Annotated in this window: 30 protein-coding genes and 1 tRNA gene; 21 read left to right on the plus strand and 10 right to left on the minus strand. The window is 62.2% G+C overall.

The genetic code is table 11. From position 1 onward, the window contains the following. The first annotated feature begins 54 nt into the window (after nucleotides 1-54). The 10 genes from nrdR to NKI72_RS14515 all read left to right on the plus strand — a co-directional run bounded on the left by nrdR (nucleotide 55) and on the right by NKI72_RS14515 (nucleotide 8,652). Nucleotides 55-564, plus strand: a complete 510-nt coding sequence (gene nrdR, locus NKI72_RS14470) for a transcriptional regulator NrdR (protein ID WP_023674492.1) — start codon at nucleotides 55-57, stop codon at nucleotides 562-564. 2 nt (nucleotides 565-566) lie between these two features. Continuing rightward, nucleotides 567-1,697, plus strand: coding sequence for a bifunctional diaminohydroxyphosphoribosylaminopyrimidine deaminase/5-amino-6-(5-phosphoribosylamino)uracil reductase RibD (gene ribD / locus NKI72_RS14475; RefSeq protein WP_352449303.1), 1,131 nt, complete (start codon nucleotides 567-569; stop codon nucleotides 1,695-1,697). A 30-nt stretch (nucleotides 1,698-1,727) separates the two neighbouring features. Then, entirely contained in the window at nucleotides 1,728-2,345 is a 618-nt protein-coding gene (locus NKI72_RS14480) for a riboflavin synthase (RefSeq protein WP_352746335.1), read from the plus strand. Between the two features lie 130 nt (nucleotides 2,346-2,475). Then, nucleotides 2,476-2,970 (plus strand): 6,7-dimethyl-8-ribityllumazine synthase, encoded by a 495-nt coding sequence (gene ribH, locus NKI72_RS14485; protein ID WP_352449305.1) that lies wholly within the window; start codon nucleotides 2,476-2,478, stop codon nucleotides 2,968-2,970. Continuing rightward, on the plus strand, nucleotides 2,967-3,467 hold the full coding sequence (nusB, locus tag NKI72_RS14490; RefSeq protein ID WP_352449306.1) for a transcription antitermination factor NusB: 501 nt from the start codon (nucleotides 2,967-2,969) through the stop codon (nucleotides 3,465-3,467). The genes ribH and nusB overlap by 4 nt, the downstream gene beginning before the upstream one ends. Beyond that, nucleotides 3,464-4,681 (plus strand): MFS transporter, encoded by a 1,218-nt coding sequence (locus tag NKI72_RS14495; RefSeq protein ID WP_352449307.1) that lies wholly within the window; start codon nucleotides 3,464-3,466, stop codon nucleotides 4,679-4,681. The genes nusB and NKI72_RS14495 overlap by 4 nt, the downstream gene beginning before the upstream one ends. A gap of 159 nt (nucleotides 4,682-4,840) precedes the next feature. Next, nucleotides 4,841-5,752, plus strand: coding sequence for a glycine betaine ABC transporter substrate-binding protein OsmF (gene osmF / locus NKI72_RS14500; RefSeq protein WP_352449308.1), 912 nt, complete (start codon nucleotides 4,841-4,843; stop codon nucleotides 5,750-5,752). Nucleotides 5,753-5,795: 43 nt separating this feature from the next. Further along, on the plus strand, nucleotides 5,796-6,971 hold the full coding sequence (locus NKI72_RS14505; RefSeq protein ID WP_352833339.1) for an ABC transporter permease: 1,176 nt from the start codon (nucleotides 5,796-5,798) through the stop codon (nucleotides 6,969-6,971). Continuing rightward, complete coding sequence (locus NKI72_RS14510; protein ID WP_352833336.1) at nucleotides 6,968-7,906, plus strand: ABC transporter ATP-binding protein; 939 nt, start codon at nucleotides 6,968-6,970, stop codon at nucleotides 7,904-7,906. Before NKI72_RS14505 ends, NKI72_RS14510 begins: the two co-directional genes overlap by 4 nt. Continuing rightward, a complete protein-coding gene (locus tag NKI72_RS14515) occupies nucleotides 7,903-8,652 on the plus strand; it encodes an ABC transporter permease (RefSeq protein WP_352746346.1) in 750 nt (249 codons plus the stop codon). The genes NKI72_RS14510 and NKI72_RS14515 overlap by 4 nt, the downstream gene beginning before the upstream one ends. A gap of 27 nt (nucleotides 8,653-8,679) precedes the next feature. Here the strand turns inward: NKI72_RS14515 and NKI72_RS14520 are convergent, their stop codons facing one another. Further along, nucleotides 8,680-8,913, minus strand: coding sequence for a hypothetical protein (locus NKI72_RS14520; RefSeq protein ID WP_352746349.1), 234 nt, complete (start codon nucleotides 8,911-8,913; stop codon nucleotides 8,680-8,682). Between the two features lie 79 nt (nucleotides 8,914-8,992). Between NKI72_RS14520 and NKI72_RS14525 the strand changes: the two genes are divergently transcribed. Beyond that, complete coding sequence (locus NKI72_RS14525) at nucleotides 8,993-9,493, plus strand: DUF2165 family protein (protein WP_352449313.1); 501 nt, start codon at nucleotides 8,993-8,995, stop codon at nucleotides 9,491-9,493. Nucleotides 9,494-9,744: 251 nt separating this feature from the next. Continuing rightward, the gene (locus NKI72_RS14530; RefSeq protein ID WP_352449314.1) at nucleotides 9,745-11,886 is read left to right on the plus strand and encodes a sodium-translocating pyrophosphatase; all 2,142 of its coding nucleotides are present in this window, start codon (nucleotides 9,745-9,747) and stop codon (nucleotides 11,884-11,886) included. 124 nt (nucleotides 11,887-12,010) lie between these two features. On the opposite strand, the gene NKI72_RS14535 is transcribed toward NKI72_RS14530, so the two are convergent. Next, a complete protein-coding gene (locus tag NKI72_RS14535) occupies nucleotides 12,011-12,544 on the minus strand; it encodes an outer membrane protein assembly factor BamE (protein ID WP_352449315.1) in 534 nt (177 codons plus the stop codon). 114 nt (nucleotides 12,545-12,658) lie between these two features. On the opposite strand from NKI72_RS14535, the gene NKI72_RS14540 reads away from it, so the two are divergent. The 7 genes from NKI72_RS14540 to NKI72_RS14570 all read left to right on the plus strand — a co-directional run bounded on the left by NKI72_RS14540 (nucleotide 12,659) and on the right by NKI72_RS14570 (nucleotide 17,593). Then, entirely contained in the window at nucleotides 12,659-13,198 is a 540-nt protein-coding gene (locus NKI72_RS14540) for a ubiquinol-cytochrome C chaperone family protein (protein ID WP_352501523.1), read from the plus strand. Nucleotides 13,199-13,238: 40 nt separating this feature from the next. Then, nucleotides 13,239-13,787, plus strand: a complete 549-nt coding sequence (locus NKI72_RS14545; protein WP_352833331.1) for a YceD family protein — start codon at nucleotides 13,239-13,241, stop codon at nucleotides 13,785-13,787. Between the two features lie 122 nt (nucleotides 13,788-13,909). Further along, nucleotides 13,910-14,980: a phosphate acyltransferase PlsX gene (gene plsX, locus NKI72_RS14550; RefSeq protein ID WP_352472001.1), complete on the plus strand. Its 1,071-nt coding sequence runs from the start codon at nucleotides 13,910-13,912 to the stop codon at nucleotides 14,978-14,980. 9 nt (nucleotides 14,981-14,989) lie between these two features. Then, complete coding sequence (locus NKI72_RS14555) at nucleotides 14,990-15,961, plus strand: beta-ketoacyl-ACP synthase III (protein WP_023674509.1); 972 nt, start codon at nucleotides 14,990-14,992, stop codon at nucleotides 15,959-15,961. Between the two features lie 104 nt (nucleotides 15,962-16,065). Beyond that, nucleotides 16,066-16,389 (plus strand): integration host factor subunit alpha, encoded by a 324-nt coding sequence (locus tag NKI72_RS14560; protein WP_023717292.1) that lies wholly within the window; start codon nucleotides 16,066-16,068, stop codon nucleotides 16,387-16,389. A gap of 245 nt (nucleotides 16,390-16,634) precedes the next feature. Beyond that, complete coding sequence (locus NKI72_RS14565; protein WP_023674511.1) at nucleotides 16,635-17,177, plus strand: MerR family transcriptional regulator; 543 nt, start codon at nucleotides 16,635-16,637, stop codon at nucleotides 17,175-17,177. Between the two features lie 74 nt (nucleotides 17,178-17,251). After that, nucleotides 17,252-17,593, plus strand: a complete 342-nt coding sequence (locus tag NKI72_RS14570; protein WP_352501526.1) for a hypothetical protein — start codon at nucleotides 17,252-17,254, stop codon at nucleotides 17,591-17,593. Between the two features lie 126 nt (nucleotides 17,594-17,719). On the opposite strand, the gene NKI72_RS14575 is transcribed toward NKI72_RS14570, so the two are convergent. Further along, the gene (locus NKI72_RS14575) at nucleotides 17,720-17,911 is read right to left on the minus strand and encodes a hypothetical protein (protein WP_023674514.1); all 192 of its coding nucleotides are present in this window, start codon (nucleotides 17,909-17,911) and stop codon (nucleotides 17,720-17,722) included. A 317-nt stretch (nucleotides 17,912-18,228) separates the two neighbouring features. Between NKI72_RS14575 and NKI72_RS14580 the strand changes: the two genes are divergently transcribed. After that, nucleotides 18,229-18,507 (plus strand): helix-turn-helix domain-containing protein, encoded by a 279-nt coding sequence (locus NKI72_RS14580; protein ID WP_352471998.1) that lies wholly within the window; start codon nucleotides 18,229-18,231, stop codon nucleotides 18,505-18,507. A gap of 119 nt (nucleotides 18,508-18,626) precedes the next feature. Continuing rightward, the gene (locus NKI72_RS14585) at nucleotides 18,627-19,085 is read left to right on the plus strand and encodes a YbaK/EbsC family protein (RefSeq protein ID WP_352770045.1); all 459 of its coding nucleotides are present in this window, start codon (nucleotides 18,627-18,629) and stop codon (nucleotides 19,083-19,085) included. Between the two features lie 38 nt (nucleotides 19,086-19,123). Here the strand turns inward: NKI72_RS14585 and NKI72_RS14590 are convergent, their stop codons facing one another. The 7 genes from NKI72_RS14590 to NKI72_RS14620 form a co-directional block, all read right to left on the minus strand. Beyond that, complete coding sequence (locus NKI72_RS14590; RefSeq protein WP_023674517.1) at nucleotides 19,124-19,318, minus strand: hypothetical protein; 195 nt, start codon at nucleotides 19,316-19,318, stop codon at nucleotides 19,124-19,126. A 147-nt stretch (nucleotides 19,319-19,465) separates the two neighbouring features. Further along, nucleotides 19,466-19,699 carry a hypothetical protein gene (locus NKI72_RS14595; RefSeq protein ID WP_352471996.1) on the minus strand — a complete coding sequence of 78 codons (234 nt, stop codon included), beginning with the start codon at nucleotides 19,697-19,699 and terminating at the stop codon, nucleotides 19,466-19,468. Nucleotides 19,700-20,466: 767 nt separating this feature from the next. Beyond that, nucleotides 20,467-20,543 (minus strand) — tRNA-Pro (locus NKI72_RS14600). Between the two features lie 36 nt (nucleotides 20,544-20,579). Continuing rightward, the gene (locus tag NKI72_RS14605) at nucleotides 20,580-21,869 is read right to left on the minus strand and encodes an O-antigen ligase family protein (RefSeq protein ID WP_352833325.1); all 1,290 of its coding nucleotides are present in this window, start codon (nucleotides 21,867-21,869) and stop codon (nucleotides 20,580-20,582) included. Beyond that, a complete protein-coding gene (locus NKI72_RS14610; protein ID WP_352770039.1) occupies nucleotides 21,866-23,401 on the minus strand; it encodes an undecaprenyl-phosphate glucose phosphotransferase in 1,536 nt (511 codons plus the stop codon). Before NKI72_RS14610 ends, NKI72_RS14605 begins: the two co-directional genes overlap by 4 nt. Nucleotides 23,402-23,517: 116 nt before the next feature. Then, nucleotides 23,518-24,642 carry a glycosyltransferase family 4 protein gene (locus NKI72_RS14615; protein ID WP_352833322.1) on the minus strand — a complete coding sequence of 375 codons (1,125 nt, stop codon included), beginning with the start codon at nucleotides 24,640-24,642 and terminating at the stop codon, nucleotides 23,518-23,520. Nucleotides 24,643-24,654: 12 nt separating this feature from the next. After that, a complete protein-coding gene (locus tag NKI72_RS14620; protein WP_352471991.1) occupies nucleotides 24,655-25,218 on the minus strand; it encodes a polysaccharide biosynthesis/export family protein in 564 nt (187 codons plus the stop codon). Nucleotides 25,219-25,327 lie beyond the last annotated feature (109 nt).

The raw sequence follows: 25,327 nt of genomic DNA on the forward strand, positions 1-25,327 counted from the left end.
GGCAAAAACCTCTAAGCCTTTCGCTCCACGAGAATCGCGAACCGAAGGCTCTCCATGCGCTGCCCTTATTGCCAGTCCGAAGATACGCAGGTGAAGGATTCGCGCCCTGCCGAAGACGGTGCAGCGATCCGCAGGCGGCGCGTCTGCCCGGATTGCGGCGGCCGCTTCACCACTTTCGAGCGGGTACAACTGCGCGACCTCGTCGTGGTGAAGAAGTCGGGACGCAAGGTGCCGTTCGACCGCGACAAGCTGCTGCGCTCGGTCGAGATTGCGGTACGCAAGCGCAACGTCGACCCGGAGCGCATCGACCGCGCGGTGACCGGCATCGTGCGCCAGCTCGAAAGCTCGGGCGAGACCGAGGTGGCCTCGGGGGAAGTCGGCCGGCTGGTCATGGAGGCGCTTAAGTCGCTCGATGATGTCGCCTATGTGCGCTTTGCCTCCGTCTACCGCAATTTCCGCGAGGCCAAGGATTTCCACGACGTGTTGGGCGAACTCAAAGGCGACGAGCTCAAAACCGACGAGCCCAGGGGCGAAGAGCTGAAGAGCGAAGAGGACGCCAGCTGAGCATGGCAGGGTCCGAACGCAGCACGGCTGAGCAAGAGGTCGTCGATCGCCGCTATATGGCGGCAGCCCTCAGGCTGTCGCGCAAGAATGCCGGGCGGACCTCGACCAACCCTTCCGTCGGCACGCTGATCGTGCGCGATGACGGCGACGGGCCGAGGATCGTCGGCAGCGGCGTCACCGCCGTCGGCGGCCGGCCGCATGCCGAGACCGAGGCTTTGGCAGAGGCCGGCGAACTGGCGCGCGGCGCCACCGCCTATGTAACGCTGGAGCCCTGCGCCCATCACGGCCGCACGCCGCCTTGCGCCAATGCGCTGGTCAGTGCCGGCGTGGCGCGTGTGGTCGGCGCTGCCAGCGATCCGGACCCGCGTGTTTCCGGCAAGGGCTATGCAATCTTGCGTGCCGCCGGCGTCGAAGTGGTGGAAAAAGTGTTGGCGGCCGAGGCCGCGGAGCAGATGGCCGGCTATTTAATTCGATCTCTGAAAAAACGCCCGGAAGTGATCCTGAAACTTGCGCTTTCGAGCGACAACAAGATCGGCGTGAAAGGCGAGGGACAGGTCTCCATCACCGGCGATATTGCGCGGCGCGAAGTCTATCTGATGCGCGCCGAAGCCGATGGCATATTGATCGGCATCGGCACCGCATTGGAGGACGATCCGGCGCTGACGGTTCGGCTTCCGGGACTGGAGAGCCGTTCGCCGGCGCGCATCGTACTCGACCGTCAGATCAGGCTACCCGAGACTTCGAAACTGGTCGCCGGCGTCGACCGTGTGCCGCTCTATGTCGCTGCCTGCGCCGAGGCCGATCCGCACCGGCGCGCCGCGCTCGAACGCGCCGGCGTTCGCTTCATCGGTACTGAGACCTATGAAGGCGATATTGCGCTGCCGGAACTGCTCGAGGACCTGGCGGCGCTCGGCATGGCAAGCGTCCTGGTCGAGGGCGGCGCGAGGGTGGCCAAGGCGTTCCTCGACGAACAACTGGTCGATCGTATCGTGCTGTTTCAGGGGCCGGGCGCGATCGGCGAGGGCGGCATTGTATCGCCGATCGATGCCAACAATATCCCGCCGGGATTTCGCAAATTGCGCAACATGCGTTTCGGCGAAGATACATATGCGGAATGGATAAGAGACATCTAGGACCGAACTGATGTTCACGGGGCCAAACTAATGTTCACTGGAATCGTCACCGATGTCGGCACTGTCGCTGCCGTGAAGCCGCTCAGGGAAGGCGTCGGTTTGCGTATCGACACCGCTTACGATCCGCAGACCATTGCCATCGGCGCCTCGATTTCCTGCGGCGGCGTCTGCCTGACGGTAACGGGATTGCCGGAAGATGGCGCCAACGCACGTTGGTTCGAGGTCGAGGCCTGGGAAGAGGCCCTCAGGCTGACGACCGCGATGGGCTGGAAATCAGGCACGCGCATCAACCTGGAGCGGGCTCTGAAGATCGGCGACGAGCTTGGCGGCCATATAGTGTCCGGCCACGTCGACGGCATGGCCGAGATCGTGGCGCGTAAGGAAGAGGGCGACGCCGTTCGCTTCACCCTGGAAGCATCGCGCGAGCTTGCCAAATTCATCGCCCCCAAGGGTTCCGTCGCGCTCGACGGCACTTCGCTCACCGTCAACAAGGTCGAGGGCACCCGATTCGACGTGCTGTTGATCCACCATTCGCTGACCGTCACCACCTGGGGCGAACGCCAGGTCGGCGATCGCGTCAACCTTGAGATCGACACCATGGCCCGCTACGCGGCGCGACTGGTGGAGGCGGCGAAGGAGGGGCTTTGAGGCGCTCGTCCATAAAGCCCATTCCCTGATGCGACCGCCGCCGAGTTGGCCTTGAAAGTTCCTTCGGCAATCTTCCGCTTGCGATCAAACCGGCTTCGGCCTAAGTCACCGGCGATCCCCGGAGACATCTATGGCAGGCACATCCCAACACGGCAAAGCGTTCATCCGTCCGAAGAAGAAGGCCCACCTTCTTGTCATCGAGGCGCGCTTTCACGACGACCTTGCCGACGCGTTGCTCGAAGGCGCGACAAAGGCCCTCGAGGAAGCGGGCGCGACATACGACGTCGTCACTGTTCCGGGCTCGCTCGAAATCCCGGCGGTGATTTCCTTCGCGCTCGACGGTGCCTCCGAAGGCGGGACGAACTATGACGGCTTCGTCGCCCTCGGCACGGTGGTCCGCGGCGACACCTATCATTTCGATATCGTCGCCAATGAATCCAGCCGTGCCCTGATGGACCTGTCCGTGCAGGATGCGGTCTGCATCGGCAACGGCATCCTGACCACCGAAAACGACGAACAGGCCTGGACACGGGCCAGGCGTTCGGAAGGCGACAAGGGCGGCTTTGCGGCGCGTGCGGCGCTGACCATGATCGCTCTAAAGGAACAGTTGGGAGAGCGAACGTGAGCGAACCCGCTTCGCCCGGCCAGCCTGCGGTTCGCCATGCCAACAAGCGCGGTGCTGCCCGTCTGGCCGCCGTGCAGGCGCTCTACCAGATGGACGTCGCCGGCAGCGGTGTGTTTGAGATCACCGCCGAATACGAGGCGTTCAGGCTCGGCAAGGAAGTCGACGGCGCGCTCTATCGCGAAGCCGATGCGCAATGGTTTCGTGCCATTCTTGCCGGCGTTGTCGAGCACCAGAAGACCATCGATCCAGTCATTCGACAGGCGCTGACCGAGGACTGGCCTCTGTCGAGGCTCGATTCCACGTTGCGCGCCATATTGCGCGCCGGCGTCTACGAGTTGATGCAGCGCGAGGACGTGCCGGTGGCGGTCATCGTCTCCGAATATGTCGACATCGCCAAGGCATTTTACGAGGAAGACGAGCCGAAACTGGTCAATGCGGTGCTTGATCGCGTGTCGCGCCGGGTGCGTGGCGAGGGCCGCGGCAAGGACGCCTCATGACTGCTATCGTCGCCGTTGGGGCGGGCAAGGAAGCGCGTCGCACCGCCTTCATCCTCGCAGCCTCGCAGGCGATCATCGGCTCGGCCGCACCCATCGCCATTTCCATGGGCGGATTGGCCGGGCAGTACCTGCTCGATGCTGACAAGTCGCTGGCAACCGCGCCGATCACCGGTTTCAATGTCGGCGTGGCGCTCGGTTCCCTGCCGGCCGCGGCGATCATCCGCCGGCTCGGCCAGCGCGACGGCTTCATGACCGGCACAGCGGTCACGGCGCTTGGCGGGCTGGTCGCCACGCTGGCGCTGTTTCATCCCAGCTTCTGGCTATTCGCTTTCGGCTTGGCCGTGATCGGCATCGGGGGCGCTTTCGTCCAGCAGTTCCGCTTTGCCGCCGCCGACAATGCGCCGCCTGAATTCAAGGCGCGCGCCATCTCCTTCGTGCTGGCCGGCGGCATCGTCACCGCCATCCTTGGACCGCAGATCGTCATCTTCACCGGCGATCTGTTCTCGCCGGTGAAGTTTGCCGGCTCGTTTGCGTCCATCCTGGTGCTGGCGGCGGTCGGCGCCGCCATTCTCTCTTTGTTGCGCATCCCGGCCAAGGCAACCGACAAGGTGGAAATTTCCGACAGCGACGCCCGGCCGCTCTCGGAAATTGTCACCAGGCCACGCTTCGTCGCGGCGTTGTTTTGCGCCATCGGCAGCTACGCACTGATGAGCTTCGTGATGACCGGCGCGCCGCTGGCCATGGTCGGCTGCGGCCTTTCGACCGACGACGCCACGCTCGGCATTTCCTGGCACGTCATGGCGATGTTCGCGCCGAGCTTCTTCACGGGGTCGCTGATCTATCGCTTCGGCGCTGAGCGGATCGTGGCCATCGGCCTGGTGCTGCTGATTGGCTGCGCCATAGTGGCGCTGTCAGGGTTGGCACTGTGGCAGTTCTGGACGGCGCTGATCCTGCTCGGCCTTGGCTGGAACTTCAGCTTCATCGGTGCCACCGCCATGGTGGCCGACAGCTACCAGTCATCCGAAAAAGGCAAGGTCCAGGGGTTCCACGATTTCGTCCTGTTCGGCTCCGTCGCCTTCGCCTCACTGATGTCGGGGGCGGTCTACAATGCCTGGGGCTGGGAGATGCTGAACTGGATGATTTTCCCGGTCGTCGCGCTGTGCTTCGTGGCACTGGGCGTGTTGAAGATGACGGGCCTGCGCGCGGCCAACTGACGTCACCCTGTCGGGACGTCGCGGCAGCGGATTCACTCACATCCGAACAAAATTATTGCGCCCATCCCCCCTCTTATGAAACCGTGTACCCCGACGGGGCATCGAAGCCATGCTCATATGCGGCAGCCGTATTCCGGTTCACAGCAAGGGATTTGTGAGATGTTTTCAATCAAGATTCTGGCCGGCGCTGTACTAGCGCTCGGAATTGCGTTGGCCTCGGCGAGTGCCCAGGTGGTGGTGTCGTCGAAGATCGACACCGAGGGCGGTGTGCTCGGCAATATCATCCAGCTGGTGCTGAACGCCAATAATATCCAGACCACCGACCGCATCCAACTCGGCGGCACGCCCGTGGTACGCAAGGCGATTACAGCCGGCGAGATAGACATCTATCCGGAATACACCGGCAACGCCGCCTTCTTCTTCGAGAAGGCCGACGATCCGGTGTGGAAAGACGCCGCCAAGGCCTACGAGACTGCCAAGAAGCTCGACTACGACGCCAACAAGATCGTCTGGCTGTCACCGTCACCGGCCAACAACACCTGGGCGATCGCCCTGCGCAAGGAGGTCGCCGACACCAATAAGCTCGTCACCCTTTCCGACTTCGGCAAATATGTCTCGGGCGGCGGCAAGGTGGTGCTGGCGGCCTCCGCCGAGTTCGTCAATTCGGCGGCCGCGCTGCCCGCTTTCCAGAAGACCTATGGCTTCACGCTGAAGCCGGACCAGTTGATCACGCTGTCGGGCGGCGACACGGCGGCCACCATTGCCGCTGCGGCCAACCAGACCAACGGCGCCAACGCCGCCATGGTCTACGGCACCGACGGCGGCATCGCGCCCTCCGGCCTCGTCGTGCTTGGGGACGACAAGGGTGTGCAGCCGGTCTACCAGCCGGCGCCGATCATCCGCGAGGCGGTGCTGAAGGAGCATCCCGAAATCGAGACGCTGCTGAAGCCGGTGTTCGCCAAGCTCGATCTCGTCACGTTGCAGGAGTTGAACGGCCGCGTGCAGGTCGGCGGCGAGCCGGTCAAGGGCGTCGCCGAGGACTTTTTGAAAAAGAACGGCTTCCTGAAGTAAGGCGATTCCGGCGCTCCGCTTTCGAGGTGCGCCGGATCGGCCGATGGGGGAGGGCGTGCGCATCCGGTTCGACAAGCTCGGCGTGGTCATCGCGGCGATATCAGCCTATGCGGCTTTTGCGGCACCATTCGCCACGTTCCGCGCCAATCGCATCGTACCCGGCGAGGCGCGCTCGATCCTCGAATCTTTGCCTGCGACCGTCGGTCCGCTGTTGATGGCGATTGTCGTCGCAGCAGCGCTCATTGCGCTGCTGAAAACGCCGCTTGTTCTGCGCCTCGCCGCCAGTGTGGTTGCGCTTGCGGCGCTGGCGCTGCTGATCGGCATCGCCGGCAGTTTCCTGACACCTGCCGGCAACACCTTCGCCCGTATCTCGCCGGCTTCGGGCTTTTGGCTGCTTATCTTCGCCTTCACGCTTCTGCTCGCCGACGTGCTTACGCGGCTGAACCTGTCGCCGCAGGCACGGATCGGCGTGCTTGTTGTCGCCGCCGCGGCGATCGGGCTGCTGCTCGTCTCGGGAAGCTGGAACAGCCTGTCGATCCTCAAGGAATATTTCAATCGCTCCGATAGTTTTTGGGCGGAAGGCTCCAAGCATGTGACGCTGGCGCTGGGTTCGCTGGCGGCAGCGGTGATTATCGGCCTGCCGCTCGGCATCCTCTGCCATCGCGTCGAGAAATTGCGGGCCGGCGTGCTCAACGTGCTGAACATCATCCAGACCATTCCTTCGATCGCGCTGTTCGGCCTCTTAATCGCACCGCTCGGCTGGGTAGCTTCGCATGTGCCGGGTGCTGCCGCGCTCGGCATCCGCGGCATCGGCACAGCGCCGGCTTTCGTCGCCCTGTTCCTCTATTCACTGCTGCCGGTAGTGGCCAACACCGTGGTCGGCCTTGCCGGTGTGACGCGTGCCGCCAACGACGCAGCGCGCGGCATGGGCATGACCGACCGCCAGCGGCTGTTCGGCGTCGAGTTTCCGCTGGCTTTCCCGGTGATCCTCACCGGCATCCGCATCGTGCTGGTGCAGAATATCGGCCTCGCCACAATTGCCGCGTTGATCGGCGGCGGCGGCTTTGGCGTGTTCGTATTCCAGGGGGTCGGCCAGACGGCGATGGACCTGGTGCTGCTCGGTGCTGTTCCGACGGTGGTGCTGGCCTTCGCCGCTGCCATCATCCTCGATGCAGTGATCGAAATGAGCGCCAGCAAGCGCAGGGTTGAAACGGCATGATCGAGATCGAAGGCATCACCAAGCGCTACGGCGAGACGACAGTCGTCGACGACGTGTCGATAGTAATCGAGCCGCGCAGCATCGCCGTCATCGTCGGCACCTCCGGCTCCGGCAAGACGACGCTGCTTCGCATGATAAACCGGCTGGTCGAGCCGACATCGGGCATGATCAAGCTCGACGGCGTCGACAACCGCTCGGTCCCGGATTATGAGCTGCGTCGCAGCATCGGCTATGCCATCCAGGGCCACGGCCTGTTTCCGCATCGCACGGTGGCGCAGAACATCGCCACTGTGCCGGTATTGCTCGGCTGGGGCGCCAACCGCATCAAGGCCCGCGTCGACGAGCTGATGACGCTATACCAGCTCGACCCGCAAGCCTACGGGCCACGCTATCCGCATGAGCTTTCCGGCGGCCAGCAGCAGCGCGTCGGCGTCGCCCGGGCGCTTGCCGCGGAACCCAACGTGCTGTTGATGGATGAGCCGTTCGGCGCGCTCGACCCGATCATCCGCAACAAGGCGCAGGAGGATCTGCTGGCGATCCAGAAACGCTTCGGCACCACCATCATCCTCGTCACCCATGACATGGAAGAGGCCGTTCACATGGGCGACAAGATCGCGGTGATGGATGGCGGCAAAGTAGTGCAATATGCCGCGCCGGCCGAGATACTGGCGAAACCGGCCAGCGCGTTTGTCGAGACCCTGGTTGGCGCCAGTGAAAGACCGTTCCGGCTGTTGTCGCTTGGCCGGGTGCGCGACGCGGTGGAAAAAGGCACGGCCGAAGGCGAGGCGATCCCCGGTGACGCCAGCCAACGCGACGCGTTGGCCGAACTCCTGTGGTCGGGCCGCCCGGCACTTCCGGTGAAAGATTCTGACGGCAAATCGCTTGGCCGCGTCACTGTGGACGGACTGGTTAAGCGTGCGGCGAGGCCGGCATGAAAGCCTGGCTTCCGTCGCTGCTCAGGCTGGCCTTGGTAGTAGTGCTTATTGCCTTCGTCACCAATCCCGGCTGGTTCGAACCGCTGCTGAAGCCGCTGACAGAGAACAACGCGCCGGTAATCTACAATCAGGGCAGCCTTTTGACGTTGACGCTGCTGCATCTGCGGACCGTGCTGATCGCGACGGTTGCCGCGACGATCGTTGCGGTCGCGCTCGCCATTCTGGTCACCAGGCCAGCCGGCGCCGAATTCCTGCCGCTGTCGCGCAGCCTGGTCAATATCGGCCAAACGTTTCCGCCGGTGGCGGTGCTGGCGCTTGCCGTGCCGGCCGTCGGCTTCGGCGAAAAGCCGACGCTGATTGCGCTGTTTCTCTACGGACTGCTGCCGATCTTTGAGAATGCGCTGACCGGCCTGACGACGCTGCCGGCCAACGTAGTCGAGGCGGCGCGTGGCGCCGGCATGACCGGCTGGCAAAGACTGGTCAAGGTCGAGCTGCCGCTCAGCGCGCCGATCATTCTCGGTGGTATCCGGCTGTCGGTGGTGATCAGCCTCGCCACCGCGACCATCGGCTCGACGGTAGCGGCGAGGACACTGGGCGAGGTGATCATCGCAGGCCTGCTGTCGAACAACCTCGCCTTCATCCTGCAGGGTGGCCTGATCGTCGCCGCCCTTGCCGTGCTGATCTATGACGGGCTGTCGGCGGTCGAGCGCTATACCGCCCGGCGCATGGGACGCGAGCCCGAGTAGCGTCTCGGGGCGAAGTTCGCTCTTTTTTCAGTGGCCGGTCGACCGCGTCGGATGATCGAGCGTCAGTTCCAGCGTTGTGCCCGTCTCGCCGGTGATCCAGCGGCGGCAGATGATGGCGAAATCGTGCTGTGTGTCGGCTCTAACCACAGAGACCAAGTCGCCCACCGCGCAATCACTGTCGAGATCGAGGGCTTCGACAGTCTCGGCAATGTCTTGCTTGCCGGCATAATGTCTCGCAACGGCTGTGAGCACGATGATCACTGGCCCACCCGTTGCGCGATCTTCGGGACTCGGCGATTGATGAGTGCGATGCCCCGATCTTTCAGCAGGAGTTCTTGCCATGACCGCGCGTTTCTCCAAGATCGTCATGTGTTTGTGTCTGGCGGCTTTCGCCTTCCTCGTCGCCTTCGGCAACATCACCGATTACGGCTCAAACTTCGCCTTTGTCCAGCATGTGCTGAGCATGGACACGACCTTTCCCGGCAATGCACTGATGTACCGCTCGATCACCAACCCGTCGCTGTGGACGGCTGGCTACTGGCTGATCATCATTGGCGAGGCGCTGACCTGCCTGCTTTACCTAATCGCCGCCTGGCAACTCTGGCAGGCGCGCAACGCCAGCGGACAGGCTTTCAACGATGCCAAGAAGTTCGCCATCATTGCCGCCACAATGGGCTTCTTCGTTTGGTATTTCGGCTTCATGGTCGTTGGCGGCGAGTGGTTCGCCATGTGGCAGTCTTCGACTTGGAATGGTCAGGAGGCGGCGTTCAAATTCTACATCACCATGCTGCTGGTGCTGGTCTTCGTCGTCCAGCCGGACGGCGACCCGCGTAAAGCCTGACCACTGTTCGCCGATTTCAACCGATCTAACCGGATGGCAGTGTCGACAGGCGCTGCCGTCCAGCCTTTTGGGCGAAACCCGGGATCTTTTGGGCGAAAGCCGGACAGGAACGGAACAATATCTTGACGTTCCGAGCCCTGTTTCGCATAAGCCGCTGCGAAGGGACGGATTCCGGTTGCGGAAAATTCGTCCCCTGTCTCAACGGCCCGGGGAGGGGTTCTTTTGGGCCACCAATCGAGGAAAATTCGGCAATGACCATAATTTCAGCTGTCATCGCCTGCGGTCTGCTTTCAGTCCTTTACGCCATCTGGGCGACACGTTCGGTCCTCGCGGCCGATCAGGGCAATGCACGCATGCAGGAAATTTCCGCGGCCATCCGCGAAGGCGCTCAGGCTTATCTGGCGCGCCAGTACACCACCATCGCCATCGTCGGCGTCGTGGTCCTGCTGCTTGCCTGGTGGCTGCTTTCGATCACCGCGGCCATCGGCTTCCTGATCGGCGCCGTTCTATCGGGTGCCGCTGGCTTCATCGGCATGCACGTCTCGGTGCGCGCCAATGTGCGCACCGCGCAGGCGGCTTCCAACAGCCTCGCTGCCGGTCTCGAGATCGCCTTCAAGTCGGGCGCCATCACTGGCATGCTGGTTGCTGGCCTGGCCCTGCTCGGCGTCTCGATCTACTACCTGATCCTGACCCAGTTCATGGGTCTGCAGCCAAACGATCGCGTCGTCATCGACTCGCTTGTTTCGCTCGGCTTCGGCGCCTCGCTGATCTCGATCTTCGCCCGTCTCGGCGGCGGCATCTTCACAAAAGGCGCCGACGTCGGCGGCGATCTTGTCGGCAAGGTTGAAGCCGGCATTCCCGAGGACGATCCACGCAATCCGGCCACCATTGCCGACAACGTCGGCGACAATGTCGGCGATTGCGCCGGCATGGCCGCCGACCTGTTCGAGACCTATGCGGTGACCGTGGTCGCCACCATGGTCCTCGCCGCCATCTTCTTCGGTGGCACCGACGTTCTCGGCGCGGCCATGCTCTATCCGCTGGCCATCTGCGGCGCCTGCATTCTCACCTCGATCGTCGGCACTTTCTTCGTCAAGCTCGGTTCCAGCGGCTCAATCATGGGTGCGCTCTATAAGGGCCTGATCGTCACCGGCCTGCTGTCAATTGTCGGCCTTGCCGTGGCCACCTCGGCATGCATCGGCTGGGGTGAGATCGGCACCGTCGCCGGCATGACCATCACCGGCACGAACCTGTTCATCTGCGGCCTTGTCGGCCTTGCGGTGACCGGACTCATCGTGGTGATCACCGAATATTATACCGGCACCAACAAGCGTCCGGTGAACTCCATCGCCCAGGCCTCGGTCACCGGTCACGGCACCAATGTCATCCAGGGCCTCGCGGTCTCGCTGGAAGCGACGGCGTTGCCGGCGATCGTCATCGTCGGCGGCATCATCTCGACATACCAGCTCGCCGGCCTCTACGGCACGGCGATCGCGGTGACGACGATGCTTGGCCTCGCCGGCATGATCGTCGCGCTCGATGCCTTCGGCCCGGTCACCGACAATGCCGGCGGCATTGCCGAAATGGCCGGCCTACCCAAGGAAGTGCGCCAGTCAACCGACGCGCTCGACGCTGTCGGCAACACCACCAAGGCGGTAACCAAGGGCTACGCCATCGGTTCGGCTGGCCTCGGCGCGCTGGTGCTGTTCGCGGCCTACTCTAACGACCTGAAGTTCTTTGCCGCCAATGGCGACAAATACCCCTACTTCCAGGGTATGGGCGACGTCTCCTTCGATCTCTCCAATCCTTACGTCGTCGCCGGCCTGATCTTCGGTGGCCTGATCCCGTATCTGTTCGGCGGCATCGCCATGACCGCCGTCGGCCGCGCCGCGGGTGCTATCGTCCAGGAGGTGCGCAAGCAGTTCCGGGAGGATCCGGGCATCATGGCCGGCACCTCGAAGCCGAACTATGCGCGCGCCGTCGACCTTCTGACCAAGGCAGCGATCCGGGAGATGATCGTTCCGTCATTGCTGCCGGTGCTGGCGCCGCTGGTGGTCTATTTCGGCGTCCTCCTGATCTCCGGTTCGAAGGCATCCGCCTTTGCCGCGCTTGGCGCCTCGCTGCTCGGCGTCATCGTCAACGGCCTGTTCGTCGCCATCTCGATGACCTCCGGCGGCGGCGCCTGGGACAACGCCAAGAAGTCGTTCGAAGATGGTTTCGTCGACAAGGACGGCCTCAAGCACCTCAAGGGCTCCGAAGCGCACAAGGCTTCGGTGACCGGCGACACGGTCGGCGATCCCTACAAGGATACTGCCGGCCCAGCGGTCAACCCGGCGATCAAGATCACCAACATCGTCGCGCTGCTGTTGCTGGCCGTTCTCGCGCACGGCTAAGCTCGGTCGCTATGGCCTTAAGACAAAAACCCGCGGGATCGCTCCCGCGGGTTTTTCATTGCCTGAGATATGCCGCTTACAGGGAAGCGAAAGGAACGGAAGGAAGCCGACACCCTCGGGTGGATCAGGAGCCGCCGAGCGTGCTGCCGCCGCTGGCGCCGGGAACACCAGGCGCCAGCTTGCTGGCGCCACTGATGATCTGGCTGAGGAAGTTCTGGTCCTTGCCGCCGGTCGGCGTGGTGCGCGAGATGAAGTCGAACACCTTGCCGTCCTTCAAGCCGTAATTGGCGATCTGGGTGACGCGCCCGTCATCGCCAAAATAGACCGCCAGCACATGCTGGTCGACCAGCCGCGGCTTGTCGAAGGCGACATAGCGCTTGCGCGTCTGAGAAATGTAATAAAAGGCCTCGTTATCGAAGGTCGCCTTCGTCGAGGGAGTGCCGAGCGCCAGCAGCACCTGTTCGCGGCTTGAGCCGACCGGCACCAGGTCGATCGCCTGCTGGTCGATGACGTAGCCTTGCGTCAGCGTCTCGCTCGGATTGAGATCGCCGATCATCTTAGACGAATTGCAGGCGGAAAGCGCCGCAGCGATCACCAGCAGCGAAACCGCACCGCCGGGCCTGGGCAGGAAAGTCGACTTGAATTTCAGCGCGCGCAACTACAACTCCATAAGCTGGCCGCAACTTGCGCTGGGCCGCAAAACCGGTAAACCAGCTTGCTTGCCGATGCAACAAGGCCACTTCAACAAACGGTCCCGGGAGACCACCCTCAAATGTTCCAGCGCCTCTTTGGCCGCGAACGACATGCCAACCGCGCCATCACCGAGGCGCTTTACGCACAAATCGTGGCGGCGGCGCGGCAAACGGTGTTTTATTCCGCCTGGAACGTACCGGACACGCCGCTCGGCCGCTTCGAGATGCTGTCGTTGCACATGTTCCTGTTTCAGCACCGGTTGCGCGGCGAGGGCGGTGCTGCGGCAGAGGTTGCGCAGGTGCTGATCGACGAGTTCTTCATGGATGTCGAACATTCGTTGCGTGAATTGGGCATTGGCGACGTCGGCGTGCCGAAGCGAATGCGGAAACTGGCGAAAATGTTCTATGGCCGTACCGCCGCCTATGATGATGCGCTGCAAAGAAATGACCATGATGCACTCGCCGTCGCCCTTGCCCGCAATGTCAGGCCGGATGCCGGCGCCTGGCCGCAAGCGTCGCAACTGGCACTCTATGCCGCCGATGCATCAAGGCAACTCGCGGAACAGCCGACCGAATCGATCGTTTCCGGAACGGTGTCATTTCCCGTGGCCAACGCTTGAGCGACGGCAGGCCGATGAAGGTGGCGAAGTGGAGGCGAAGATGAAACACTCTGATACCCACAGCCCAGTGTCATTCCTGGCAAATGTCGCCCGGCTGCCGCAAAAGGGGCTGCCGGTGGTGATCGATGCCGACGCTGGGCAGCGCGCCCTGCTGGCCGTCGAGCACGAGCTGCTTTCGGTCGAGAATTATCGCGCCGAACTCCTGGTCGAGCCCTGGAAACGCAACGGGGTGAAAGTCAGCGGCCATGTCGAGGCCGATATAACGCAGGCCTGCATCGTCACCCTCGACCCGGTCGAGGCGCATATCGACGAGCCGGTCGAAGCGCTGTTCCTGCCGGAGCAATCCAAGCTCGGGCGGCAAGGTTTCGACGGCGGCGGTGAGATCCTGCTCGACGCCGAAGGCCCCGACAGCCCGGAAACCTTTTCCGGCGATGCGATCGACGTCGGGGCGCTTGCCGAGCAGTTCTTTGGCTTGGCGATCGATCCATATCCGCGCAAGCCGGGTGTATCGCTGGAGGCCGCCGGCGATGCCGAGCCTGTGGAGAATGAATTCCAGCAAAAGCTCAGATCACTGTTGGGAAAATCCTGATGGCTGACCCAATTTGAGAAAAGTTGGTTGTGCGGCAGCCCAAAACCGTTATTTTCGCCGAACCTTCGCGAGCCCGCACCTTGGCAAGCCCGCTGGCCAATCAACCGTGAGATGAACACCGCGTGATCAGGATTTCCATCGATGCCATGGGCGGCGATCACGGGCCAAGCGTGGTCATCCCGGCGCTCATGACTGTCGCCACCCGCCGTCCGGATATACGCTTCGTCATTTATGGGCGCGAAGAAGTGGTACGGCCCGAACTCGCCAAATTCCCCAAGCTGGCGGAAGTGAGTGAGTTCGTGCACTGCGAGATCGCAGTGCGGATGGACGACAAGCCGAGCCAGGCGCTGCGCCATGGCCGCTGGAAGTCATCGATGTGGAAGGCCGTCGAGGCGGTCAAGGCAGGCACTGCCGACGCCTGTATCTCGGCCGGCAATACCGGCGCGCTGATGGCAATGTCCAGATTCTGCCTTCGCACCATGGCGACCATCGATCGCCCGGCAATCGCGGCGCTCTGGCCGACATTGCGCGGCGAGAGCGTGGTGCTGGACGTCGGCGCCACCATTGGCGCGGATGCGCATCAACTGGTTGACTTTGCCATTCTGGGCACCGGCATGGCGCGCTCTGTTTTCGGCATCGAACGGCCGAGCGTCGGCCTGCTCAATGTCGGCGTCGAGGAGATCAAGGGCCAGGAAGAGGTCAAGGAGGCGGGTCGTATGTTGCGCGAGGCCAACATGGCCTCGATGAACTACCATGGCTTTGTCGAGGGTGACGACATCGGCAAGGGCAGTGTCGACGTCGTCGTTACCGAGGGATTTGCCGGCAACATCGCGCTGAAGACGGCGGAAGGCACCGTTAGGCAGATCGCCGGCTATCTGCGCGCGGCGATGAACCGGACGCTGATGGCCAGGATCGGCTATATCTTCGCCAAGACCGCCTTCGATCGCCTGCGCGAGAAGATGGATGTCGGCCGCTCCAATGGCGGCGTCTTCCTCGGATTGAACGGCATCGTGGTGAAGAGCCATGGCGGGGCTGATTCGGATGGCTTCGCGGCGGCGATCGAGCTTGGCTACGACATGGTGCGCAACAATCTGCTTGACCGCATCGAAGCCGATCTCGACCTGTTCCATGCCCGCAATCCGAATGCCCAGACAATCCGGAAATCCGACGTCGTCATCGACGCAAAGGAATAGGAAAGAGCATTGATCAGATCCGTCGTGCGCGGCACGGGCGCCGCGCTGCCCCGCCGCATTATGAAGAATGCCGATTTCGAAGGCATGGTCGAGACGTCGGACGAGTGGATCGTCCAGCGCACCGGCATTCGCCAGCGCCACATTGCGGCCGACGACGAGACGACGGCCTCGCTGGGCGAGGCGGCAGCGCGCGCGGCCCTCGACAGCGCCGGCCTGACGGCTGACGATATCGACCTGATCGTGCTGGCGACCTCGACGCCCAACAACACCTTTCCCGCGACCGCGGTCGAGATCCAGAACCGGCTCGGCATGCACCACGGTTTTGCCTTCGACCTGCAGGCGGTCTGCTCCGGCTTCGTCTATGCAGTGACGACCGCCGACCTCTATATCCGCGGCGGCTTGGCCAGACGGGTACTGGTGATCGGCTCGGAAACATTTTCGCGTATTCTCGACTGGAACGACCGCTCGACCTGCGTTTTGTTCGGCGACGGCGCCGGCGCGATGGTGCTGGAAGCAGGCACGGGGGCAGGCGGCATCGCCGACCGAGGCGTTCTGGCGGCCAGCCTGCGCTCCGACGGCATCCACAAGGACAAGCTTTTTGTCGACGGTGGGCCGTCGACCACCGGAACGGTCGGGCACCTCAGGATGGAAGGCCGCGAAGTGTTCAAGCATGCGGTCGGCATGATCACCGACGTCATCGAGGCGACGTTCGCACAGGCCGGCATCGGCGCCGCCGATCTCGACTGGTTCGTGCCGCATCAAGCCAATAAACGAATTATTGACGCTTCGGCCAAAAAGCTCGGGATAGAGGAGCGGAAGGTGGTGGTGACCGTCGATTTGCACGGTAATACCTCGGCAGCTTCCGTGCCGCTGGCACTGTCCGCAGCCGTCGCCGACGGTCGCATCAAAAAGGGTGACCTGGTACTGCTCGAGGCGATGGGCGGCGGCTTCACCTGGGGTGCCGTCCTGCTCCGCTGGTAAGTGCCGAACTATCGGGTTCGGGTCCTTGACCTTGACGGATCAATTACTTAGGTTCTGCCGTTGCTTGTATCGATTTATGTTTTTGAGCTGATGGGACGGGTCGTATGGGGGGAAAGACACTTACGCGCGCCGACCTCGCCGAAGCCGTTTACCGCAAGGTTGGGCTGTCACGTACTGAATCGGCCGAGCTTGTCGAGGCGGTGCTGAATGAGATCTGCGAGGCGATCGTTCGCGGCGAGACGGTGAAGCTGTCGTCCTTCGCGACCTTCCACGTCCGCTCCAAGAACGAGCGCATCGGGCGCAATCCCAAGACCGGTGAGGAAGTGCCGATCCTGCCGCGCCGGGTGATGACCTTCAAGTCGTCGAACGTACTGAAGAACCGTATCCTGCGCTCCCATCAAAACAGCAAAGCCAAGGGCAGCAAGTAGCCGTCCAATCCCCCTTTGCCAAGAATCATGCTCCAGGCTTCGGTTGAAAAATGAACCCTGCTTTTGCGCCGGGCTTGAATATTGTTTCATAAACCGCTGAAATAAGATGCGATTCGGTAGGCCGGATCGGTATTTGGGTGTGATCCGTTCCGCCGGGACGGAAAGCTGCTCTCTTTGTTAAGCGTGATGTCGCCCGAACCCGGTTCCCGCCTTTCGCGATCATGCTCTAGCGTGAGGATTCGTCCATGGACAAGAGCCCTGATGCTTTCCGCACCATCAGCGAGGTCGCGGAGGATCTGGATTTGCCGCAGCACGTGCTGCGTTTCTGGGAGACGCGTTTCAACCAGATCAAGCCGATGAAGCGCGGCGGCGGTCGCCGCTACTACCGTCCGCAGGACGTCGAACTGATCAAGGGTATTCGTCATATGCTCTACGACCAGGGCTATACGATCAAGGGCGTGCAGAAGCTGTTGCGCGAGAACGGCAACCAGTTTCTGATCGCCGTCGGCAGTGGCGACATGGCGGCGGTCGAGGCGATCTCGCAGCGCCGACAGGCCGACACGGTACCGCTGACGCAAGCGGCGCAGCCGCGCGGCCCGGACGACGAAATGCTGGTTGGCCAGCCGAGGGTGAAACCCAGCCGTCGTTTTTTCGGCATAGGCAAGACCGACGAGGAAGGTCCGGTTCCGCCGGACACGTCAAAACTTTCCCGTGACAATCGCGCGTTGCTGCAGGAGGCGCTGTTCGACCTCCTGGAATGCAAGCGCCTGCTCGATCAGGTTCGCTAGAGCCCGCCGGGTTGACCGGAACGGTCTTCAGGGTCACGCGTTAGGCTTCCTTCTGCAGATGAAGGAAGCACGTCATGGCATCGCTTTCGAGCATCTCCGACACCGATCTCAACAAGCAGGTCGCGGCCTTGGCCAGGGAACTGGCCACCTTGAAGAAAGCCGTGTTGAAGCAGGGCGGCGCCTTTTACGAAGACGGGCGCGATACCGCGTCGGATTACTATTCGGATATCACTGAGCGGCTCGGCAACGCCTTGCCGGCAATCAGAAGGCAAGGCCGGGCGATCGAGAAGACCGCCCGAGATCACCCGGCGACGGCGGCCGCTGTCGGGCTGGTTCTGGTCGGGCTTGTCGCCAGTCTGTTCCTCGGCGGCCGGCAGCAAAACGCGCCGCGAGCGCGTTCAAGGTCGGCACGTTAAGAAAAGCAAATGGCGGTGGTCAGCGGACCGCCGCCATTTTTCGCCGACACGGCAAACCCGGCAAGCGCGCCGCCCTTGATCCAGGACCAGAACGCCTGACTGCGGGTTGTTCGCCCGAGGGTGTTTTCAGTACTTCTTCGCGACAACCTTCTTGTGATGGTGGCGGTAGTGGTGGACGCGGTGATGGTAGTGATGGCGGTGATGCTTCTTGACGGTGGTGTGCATCGTCGTCGCATTCGCGCTGCTTGCGCCGATGATCGGCATCGAGAGGGCAAGTGCGATTGCAAGTCCAAGGGCGGAGAGAAGAGGCTTCTTCATGACATCGTTTCCTTTTTGCGCAGGCGGAATTTGAGCGTCACTGATTCAGGTCGGTGACTCGAGCGCTGCGGTTGGGACTATCGCCTTGGAGTTTTTCGGCAGTTTCTCCGGCCTGTAGAATTTTGTTTCCGAACTGTGTCTGCTGAGGATCCGGCCAGATGTCAGCTCGCCGGCATCCGCCATCCATTCCGGCGTCGGTTCACGATGCCGTGACGCTATCTTTGATGCTTGGCAAATCACCGGCGAGCGGGCATTCTCCCGATCGTCTCAGGCAACAACATGATTTGATCTAACTCTTTCATCCCACGGAGTTGCCAATGCCCCAAATAGCAAAACGCGAACCTTATTCCGAACTGGCGGCGAGCGCGGTTACGCCTGAACGCAGTGCCGTCCGAACCGCCCGGGAAGCCCGTGGATACAGCATCGAAGAGCTGTCCCTGGCGTGCGGGCTGGCAGCCTATGAGATTGCCGACGTTGAAAGCGGCAAGGATGCCGATCCCTCGAAACGTCGGCGTATTGCCTCCGCGCTTCAACTTCCGGAAAGCGCTCTGTTTGACGAAGCCGTGTTGCCTGCCAAAAGGCGATCCGTGTCGTAGCGACGTGTCATGCTTTTATTCCACGAGCTCGCCATGGGTCGCCCTGGCGGGCTTCGTTTTTTCGGCCACGTAGTGGACTTGCCGGCCGCCACGGCGACGCCAGACGGAAATTGCTGGAGATGAGCCTCGAATCCGTTCGCGCCTTCTTCGCCGCACACGCGCCCGACATTGACGTCATCGTCACGGAGGCAAGCTCGGCGACGGTGGCTCTGGCCGCCGAAGCGCATGGCGTAGCGCCGGCGCAGATTGCCAAGACGATCTGCTTGCGCGCCGGCGACCAGACGATGCTGATCGTGGCCAGCGGGATCTCCAGGCTGGACAATCGCAAATTCAAGGACCGGTTTGGTGGCAAGGCGCGAATGCTGGACGCCGACCAGGTGCTCGCCGCGACCAACCATCCCGTCGGTGGGGTGTGCCCGTTCGGCCTACCGGCGCCGCTCCCGGTCTACTGCGACATCTCGCTGCGCGCCTTTGACGAGGTCGTCCCGGCGGCAGGCGCGACGAATGCCGCCGTGCGGCTCAGCCCGCAACGCCTGGCCGAACTCGTCGACGCCGAGTGGGTGGATGTGTGCCAGTAGCGATTTATCCGGGTCGTGGAATCCGCTGAGCGTTACCGCTACTCGGTCTTCTGTGGCTCTTCTTTCTTGATCGTCTGAGCGTCCGTGACAGTCGACATATCGGCCTTCTCGACGCTTGCTGTCTTCGTCTGCGTGTCGACCGATGCCTGAACCTTGGAATGCGCGGGGCAATCCGCAGAGGCAGCTGATATGGACATGGTCAGTGCCGCGGCTATTGCGAGGAATGTCTTCATGATCATTCTCCTCTTTCGTTCGATGGGTAAAGTTAGCCCGTCTGGCACCGACCGCAAAATCACATTTGTTCACACGCGCTCCTGCGCACACGGAAGCCGACGCTGGGCCAGTGATTCAAATGGCTGCGCGGATAGCCGCTTGCCGTATCAAGGCCCACTGGCTCCGGCCGGAGGATTTTTGGCGTTAAAGATCTCGCCGCTCAGAGCCAGTCTCAAATCTTCGGCGCTGAGCTGACCACTTTCAAATAAATCCATCACTCTGCGGCCGAGCACTTCTCTGCCTGGATCTCCATCAGCGAGGCCTAGTTCACGGCATCGGGCATCAAGTGCCTTGGTCAACATGGTCAGCTCGGCAGGACAGGCAACTCCTTGAAGCGACATTGCATCTCTCCCGAAAAGGGCGAAAGCGCGTGGCATCTTCGTAGCGTCCGCTCGCCCTTACAACTGCGGACGACGGCAATTCAACTAGAGCCAACCTTTTTCGAACTCAACATTCAAACGTACCAAAACGCCGCGCGCTCCAATGCGAGGATCCTGCTACAATACGGTATGGCCGTCCGAATAGCGGTTGTCCTCGCGCTTCTTTTCGCCTTCGCCTACGGTTTCGCAAAACTCGCGGAACATTATCGCAGCGTTGGCGACAGGCCCTCTCCGTGTGAAGAATTGCCCTATCCTGATTGTCCTGACCAAAAAGCTCCTCCCCGGGAAGAAACTGAGCCTTGAGCGCGCGCCTGTTCAGGCCAGGCCAGCCGTCGGGATTGAATTAGTTCTTTCCAACCGACGGTTGGTGGACGCATTGCAGCTGATGCGCCTAGGGTTCAGTACGATCCGCGCGCACCGGGCATGCCCAACCCCCGAGTCACCCCTGCCTGATGCAAGGCGCCTGATCGAGTCCCGCCGTTCTGGCATGTGCGGCGGGACCTTTTCTCACGATAAAGGTTGGCGTACGCAGCAAAGCTTACCTAGCCATTACCGCGCGGTTTCTCGGTGGGCTTCTGGCTAGACGCCAGCCTCCGTGCCTCGCGCACGAGTGATGCGTGATCGGTTCCCTCGATGAGATCACGCCTGCGTATGTTGCGCTGCTGCAGTGCGGCTATCGTCTGTACAGCCAGTTTTGGGGGAAAACTGGCTAAGCCTTTGGATTTTGATGGTCGGAGTGGCCGGATTCGAACCGACGACCCCTTGACCCCCAGTCAAGTGCGCTACCGGGCTGCGCTACACTCCGGACCGGTCGCGATGTATCGTGATAGACCGGGTCCGGTCAACCGAATTCGGTTGCTGTCTTGCCTGAAGCAACCGCGACGGGGATTGCCGGTCGCTGCGTCGCCCGCAGCTGCCACTGGTGGCGGTATTCGAGCGCGATGGCACCCCAGATCAAGCCGAGCAGCAGGTAGACGTGGCGCCAGTGGTCGATGTCGATGAAGGTGCCGAGCCCGATATTGCCGATGAAGGCGACGTAGGCGCATAGAAGATAAGGCTGCCACGGCCGGTCGCGCAGCAGAATGCGGAAGCCGGCGGCGATCGTCCAGCACGTCAGCGTCAGGAACGACACGAAGCCGAGCCAGCCGTAATCCATCAGCATCTTCAGCCAGATGTCGTGCGTGTCCTCGCCGAAGATCTTGCCGAAGACGAGCGGGCCGATGCCGAAAGGATGCTCCAGTGCCATCTGAAAGCCGATCGTATAGCGGGCGAAGCGGCCGAGCCGGGCGGTGTCGTAGCTTTGTTCGAGCTGTGCGCGGTTCGAGAACATTTCGGCGACTCCTGGCAGTTGCAGGATGACGATCGTTGCGATGACCAGCAGTCCGACGGCGGCGATGGTCATGACGACGACGCGCAGCCTGAACTTGCCGCTGGCGCTCTGCAGGAACAAGGCACCGGTCAAAAGGATCGCCGAAACGGCGAACATGCCCCAGGCGCCGCGCGAAAAGGAAAAGAAGATGCCGGCGGTGATGATCAGCAGCGGCATAGCCAATAGAGGCATGCGCGCGACCGAGCCGGTAAGCAGCAGATAGAGCAGGTAGATGCCCGGCAGCACCAGGAACGGACCGAACACGTTCGGGTCCTGGAAGGCGCCGGCGGCACGGTCGTATTTGGTGAAGATCTCGGCTCCTGGAAAGGCATCGAAATAGCCGGCTATGCCGACCAGCGAAGTCAGCACCGCCGACACCACATAGGCGACGAAGATCACCCGGTAGAGACTGGGCCGGACGGCCGTTACCGAAGCGAAAAAAACCGCGGTTAAGGCCAGGAACAGCGAGACGGCGAGATAGAGCGGCGTGCCGGCGAGGTCCGACATCTGCGTCATCGAGATCATGCCGCCGATGTTCATGATCACCAGCAGCACCAGCAGCGGCACCGCCGCGCGTTGTATGCGCAGGCCGAACAAGGGCCACACCACGATCAGCCCGACCATATAGAGGTCGTATGGCGCCGGTTCATCGATGACGAAGCCCGACAGGAAAACACCGAGGAAAACCGCCCCCGAAGCAATCAATGCAATCAGCTTGGCGTTGACCGCCGTCGCGGGCAATTCATAGGCCGTCGCGCTCAATACGCGTTTTCCGTATTGAGCAGGCGGATCGGCGTCAGGAACAGGATTCTGAGGTCGAACAAGAGCGACCAGTTCTCGATGTAATAGAGGTCGTATTCCGTCCGCATGCGAATCTTCTCGTTGGTGTCCATCTCGCCGCGCCAGCCATTGATCTGCGCCCAGCCGGTCACACCGGGTTTGACCTTGTGGCGAGCGAAATAGCCGTCGACCACTTCATTGTAGAGGAGGTTGTGCGACTGCGCGGCAATGGCGTGCGGGCGCGGCCCGACCAGCGACAGCGAACCGAACAGCGAATTGAAGAACTGCGGCAGTTCGTCGACCGAGGTCTTGCGGATGAAGCGGCCGACGCGGGTGACGCGCGGATCGTTCTTGGTCACGGTCTGTTTGGCCGTCGGGTCCGCCTTGTCGGTATACATCGAACGGAACTTGTAGACGTCGATGATCTCGTTGTTGAAGCCGTGCCGCTTCTGATGGAACAGCACCGGCCCCTTGCTGTCGAGTTTGATCGCGATTGCGGTCGCCAGCATCACCGGCGAGAACACGATGATGCCGATGATCGAAAAGACAATGTCGAAGGCGCGCTTGGCGACCGAATCCCAGTCGTTGATCGGCTTGTCGAAAATATCGAGCATCGGCACCGAGCCGATGTAGGAATAGGCGCGCGGCCTGAACTGCAGCGCGTTCGAATGCGCCGATAGCCGGATGTCGACCGGCAGCACCCACAGCTTCTTCAATAACTGCAGCACGCGCGATTCGGCGGTCAGCGGCAGCGATACGATCAGCATGTCGATGCGCGCGATGCGGGCAAATTCGATGAGTTCGGAAATTGTACCGAGCTTGGGATAACCGGCGACAACGGGCGGCGACCGCTTGTCGCCGCGGTCGTCGAAGATGCCGCAGATGCGGATGTCGTTGTAGGGCTGCCTTTCGACCGAGCGGATCAATACCTCCGCCGCCTTGCCGCCGCCGACGATGACGGCGCGGCGCTCCATCCGCCCGTCGCGCGCCCAGCGCCGGATCAGCTTCGACATCACCAGTCGGAGACCCAGGATCAGCACGAAACCGACGACGAACCATGTGCCGAAGAGCAGGCGCGAATAGTCTTCGGACATTTTCATGGTGAAGGCGGTGAGCGCCATCAAGGCGAATGTTCCGGCCCAGACCAGCAAGAGACGGCCGAAATTGGCGATCGGCCGCATCAGCGCGACGATCTGGTAGCGGTCGGTGACGTCGAACAGAACGACCGCGAGGAACGAGGTGGCGGCGATCGTCAGTGAGTATTGCCAGGCAAGATAGTTGAAAAAGCCGACATAATAGAAATAGACGGCAAGACCTGAGACCAACAGCAGCGCGAATTCCACCATGCGCAGGACGCCGCTCACCATGATCGGCGACATCGTATCGCGCCGGTATTGCGAGGCGACCTGGCGGGCAACATCGTTCATGCCGCCGGCCGTATTGTTCTCGGCAGGGGCGTCGAATTTGCGCACCGCGTCTAGCGAAAAACGGCGCGCTGGGTCGATTTCGTTCATGGGGCGTCCGCAGGTTTCCCTCAGGTGAATAGCAAAAGAGAGCTAAGAAACCCTTGAAACAACGGATGGCTTTGGAGACGCTTTCACCAGGAGCAGCCCGGTGGAAACCCGTTGCTCTATTTTTTGAGCGCGGCGAAATAGGCCTTTTCGATTTCGGCGGCCATTACATCGGCGCCGAAGCGTGCCTTGAGGTCGGCGAGGCCGGGCATCAGGCCTTTGTAGGTGTCGAGATCGGCCAATGCGGCGCTTATCTTGTCGCCAAGTTCGCGCGGGTCGGGCCGGATCAGGACAGGTGAGCCGGTGTCGAAGATTTCCGGTATGCCGCCGACCGCCGTCGCGATGATCGGCTTGCCGGCGGCGAGCGCTTCCAGAACTATATAGGGCATGGCTTCCGCGCGCGAGGGAACGACGACCAGTTCGGCCAGCGTGAAGGCGAGCCTGGCCGGCATCGGCGTCAGGAAGCTGACCTCGAGGCCGAGCTGATTCACCTGGGCGCGATAGCGCGCCAGGTCGTCGCCGTCGCCGACCATCAGCGCTTTCAAAGGGCGGCCGAGCCGTGTCGCGGCTAGCCCCAGCGCATCGATGAAGATGTCCGGGCCTTTGAGGTCTCGCATCATGCCGATATAGAGGAGGTCAACCGCATTGTGCTCGGTCCGCACCGGCTCGAACTCGGCGGCGCGCAGGCCGTTGTGGACGAGAGCGTTCGGAATGGGCGGCTCGCCGACCTTCCTGCGATAGGTCCGCCGCTCATAATCGGAAACAAACAGCAGGCAATCGGTGAAGCGAGCCATGAAGCGCTCGAGCGCGAAGAACAACTTCCCCATGGCGGTGGTCTCGTCATAGTGAAGCGAGCCGCCATGCGGCGAATAAAGGCGGGCTACGCGCGACCTGGATACCCGCAACAATGAGCCGAACAGACGGGCATAGGCGCCACCTTTGGCGCCATGCCCGTGCAGCACGTCCGGCCGCAATTCTTTTATGATCCTGTAGGTGCGCCGGGCCGAGGCGAGATCGCCTGGCCCGACATGCCGCTGCATCGGGGTGCGGTGAATGCCGAGTGCCAGGCTGCCTTTCATCTGTTCGAACAGCCGTTCCTCGAAATCGCCGCCCGTCGTCGAATCGCAGACGATGCCGACGGCATGGCCGGCGGCGACCTGAGCCTCGGTCAGGTCGCGCACATGCCGGAAGATGCCTCCGACCGGTGAGCGAAAGCAGTGGACGATCCTGAGTGTGTCCGCCACTTTGTCAGCACATCAAAACAGGCGTTCGCGAACATAGACTGTATCGCCGGGCAGCAGCGGGTCGGAGGTCACCACGCGTCCGGTTATCACCTTGCCGTTGATGTCGCGGGTAATGTCGACGCTTTCCTGGTTGGCGCGTGGCGTGAACCCGCCGGCGATGGCGACGGCTTTCTGCACGGTCAGGCCTGGAACGTAGGAATACTGCCCCGCCGCACCTACTTCACCCATGACGAAGATCGGCCGGTAGCGATCGATTTCGACCGAAACATCGGGATCCCGCAAATAACCCTGGCGCAGTTTCTCGGCGATCTCCCTTTCAAGCTGTTGGGCGGTGTGGCCGCGCGCCGGCACGTTGCCGACGAGCGGCAGCGAGAGATAGCCGGACTGGTCGACGCTGTAGGTATTGGTCAGTCCTTCCTGCTCGAACACGGTTACGCGGACGCGGTCGCCGGCGCCGAGGCGATAGGGCTGGTCGAGAACTTCATGGAACGCGGCCGGCGTCGGCCGGTAGCTGGAGCAGCCCGAAAGCATCGATACGGCAAGCAGCGCGCGGAAAAGGGGAGCAGTGCTTTTCATGAGCGGACACGTACCTTTGAATAGCCGGCGACTCTGCGGCAAACCTTAACGATCGAGCTCGGTTATCATCCTGTTAGGGTTAATGGCCGGTAAAGGCGCGCGGCCGATG

The organism is Mesorhizobium sp. M0437, from assembly GCF_040321335.1.
In the GTDB taxonomy this organism is placed as follows: domain Bacteria; phylum Pseudomonadota; class Alphaproteobacteria; order Rhizobiales; family Rhizobiaceae; genus Mesorhizobium.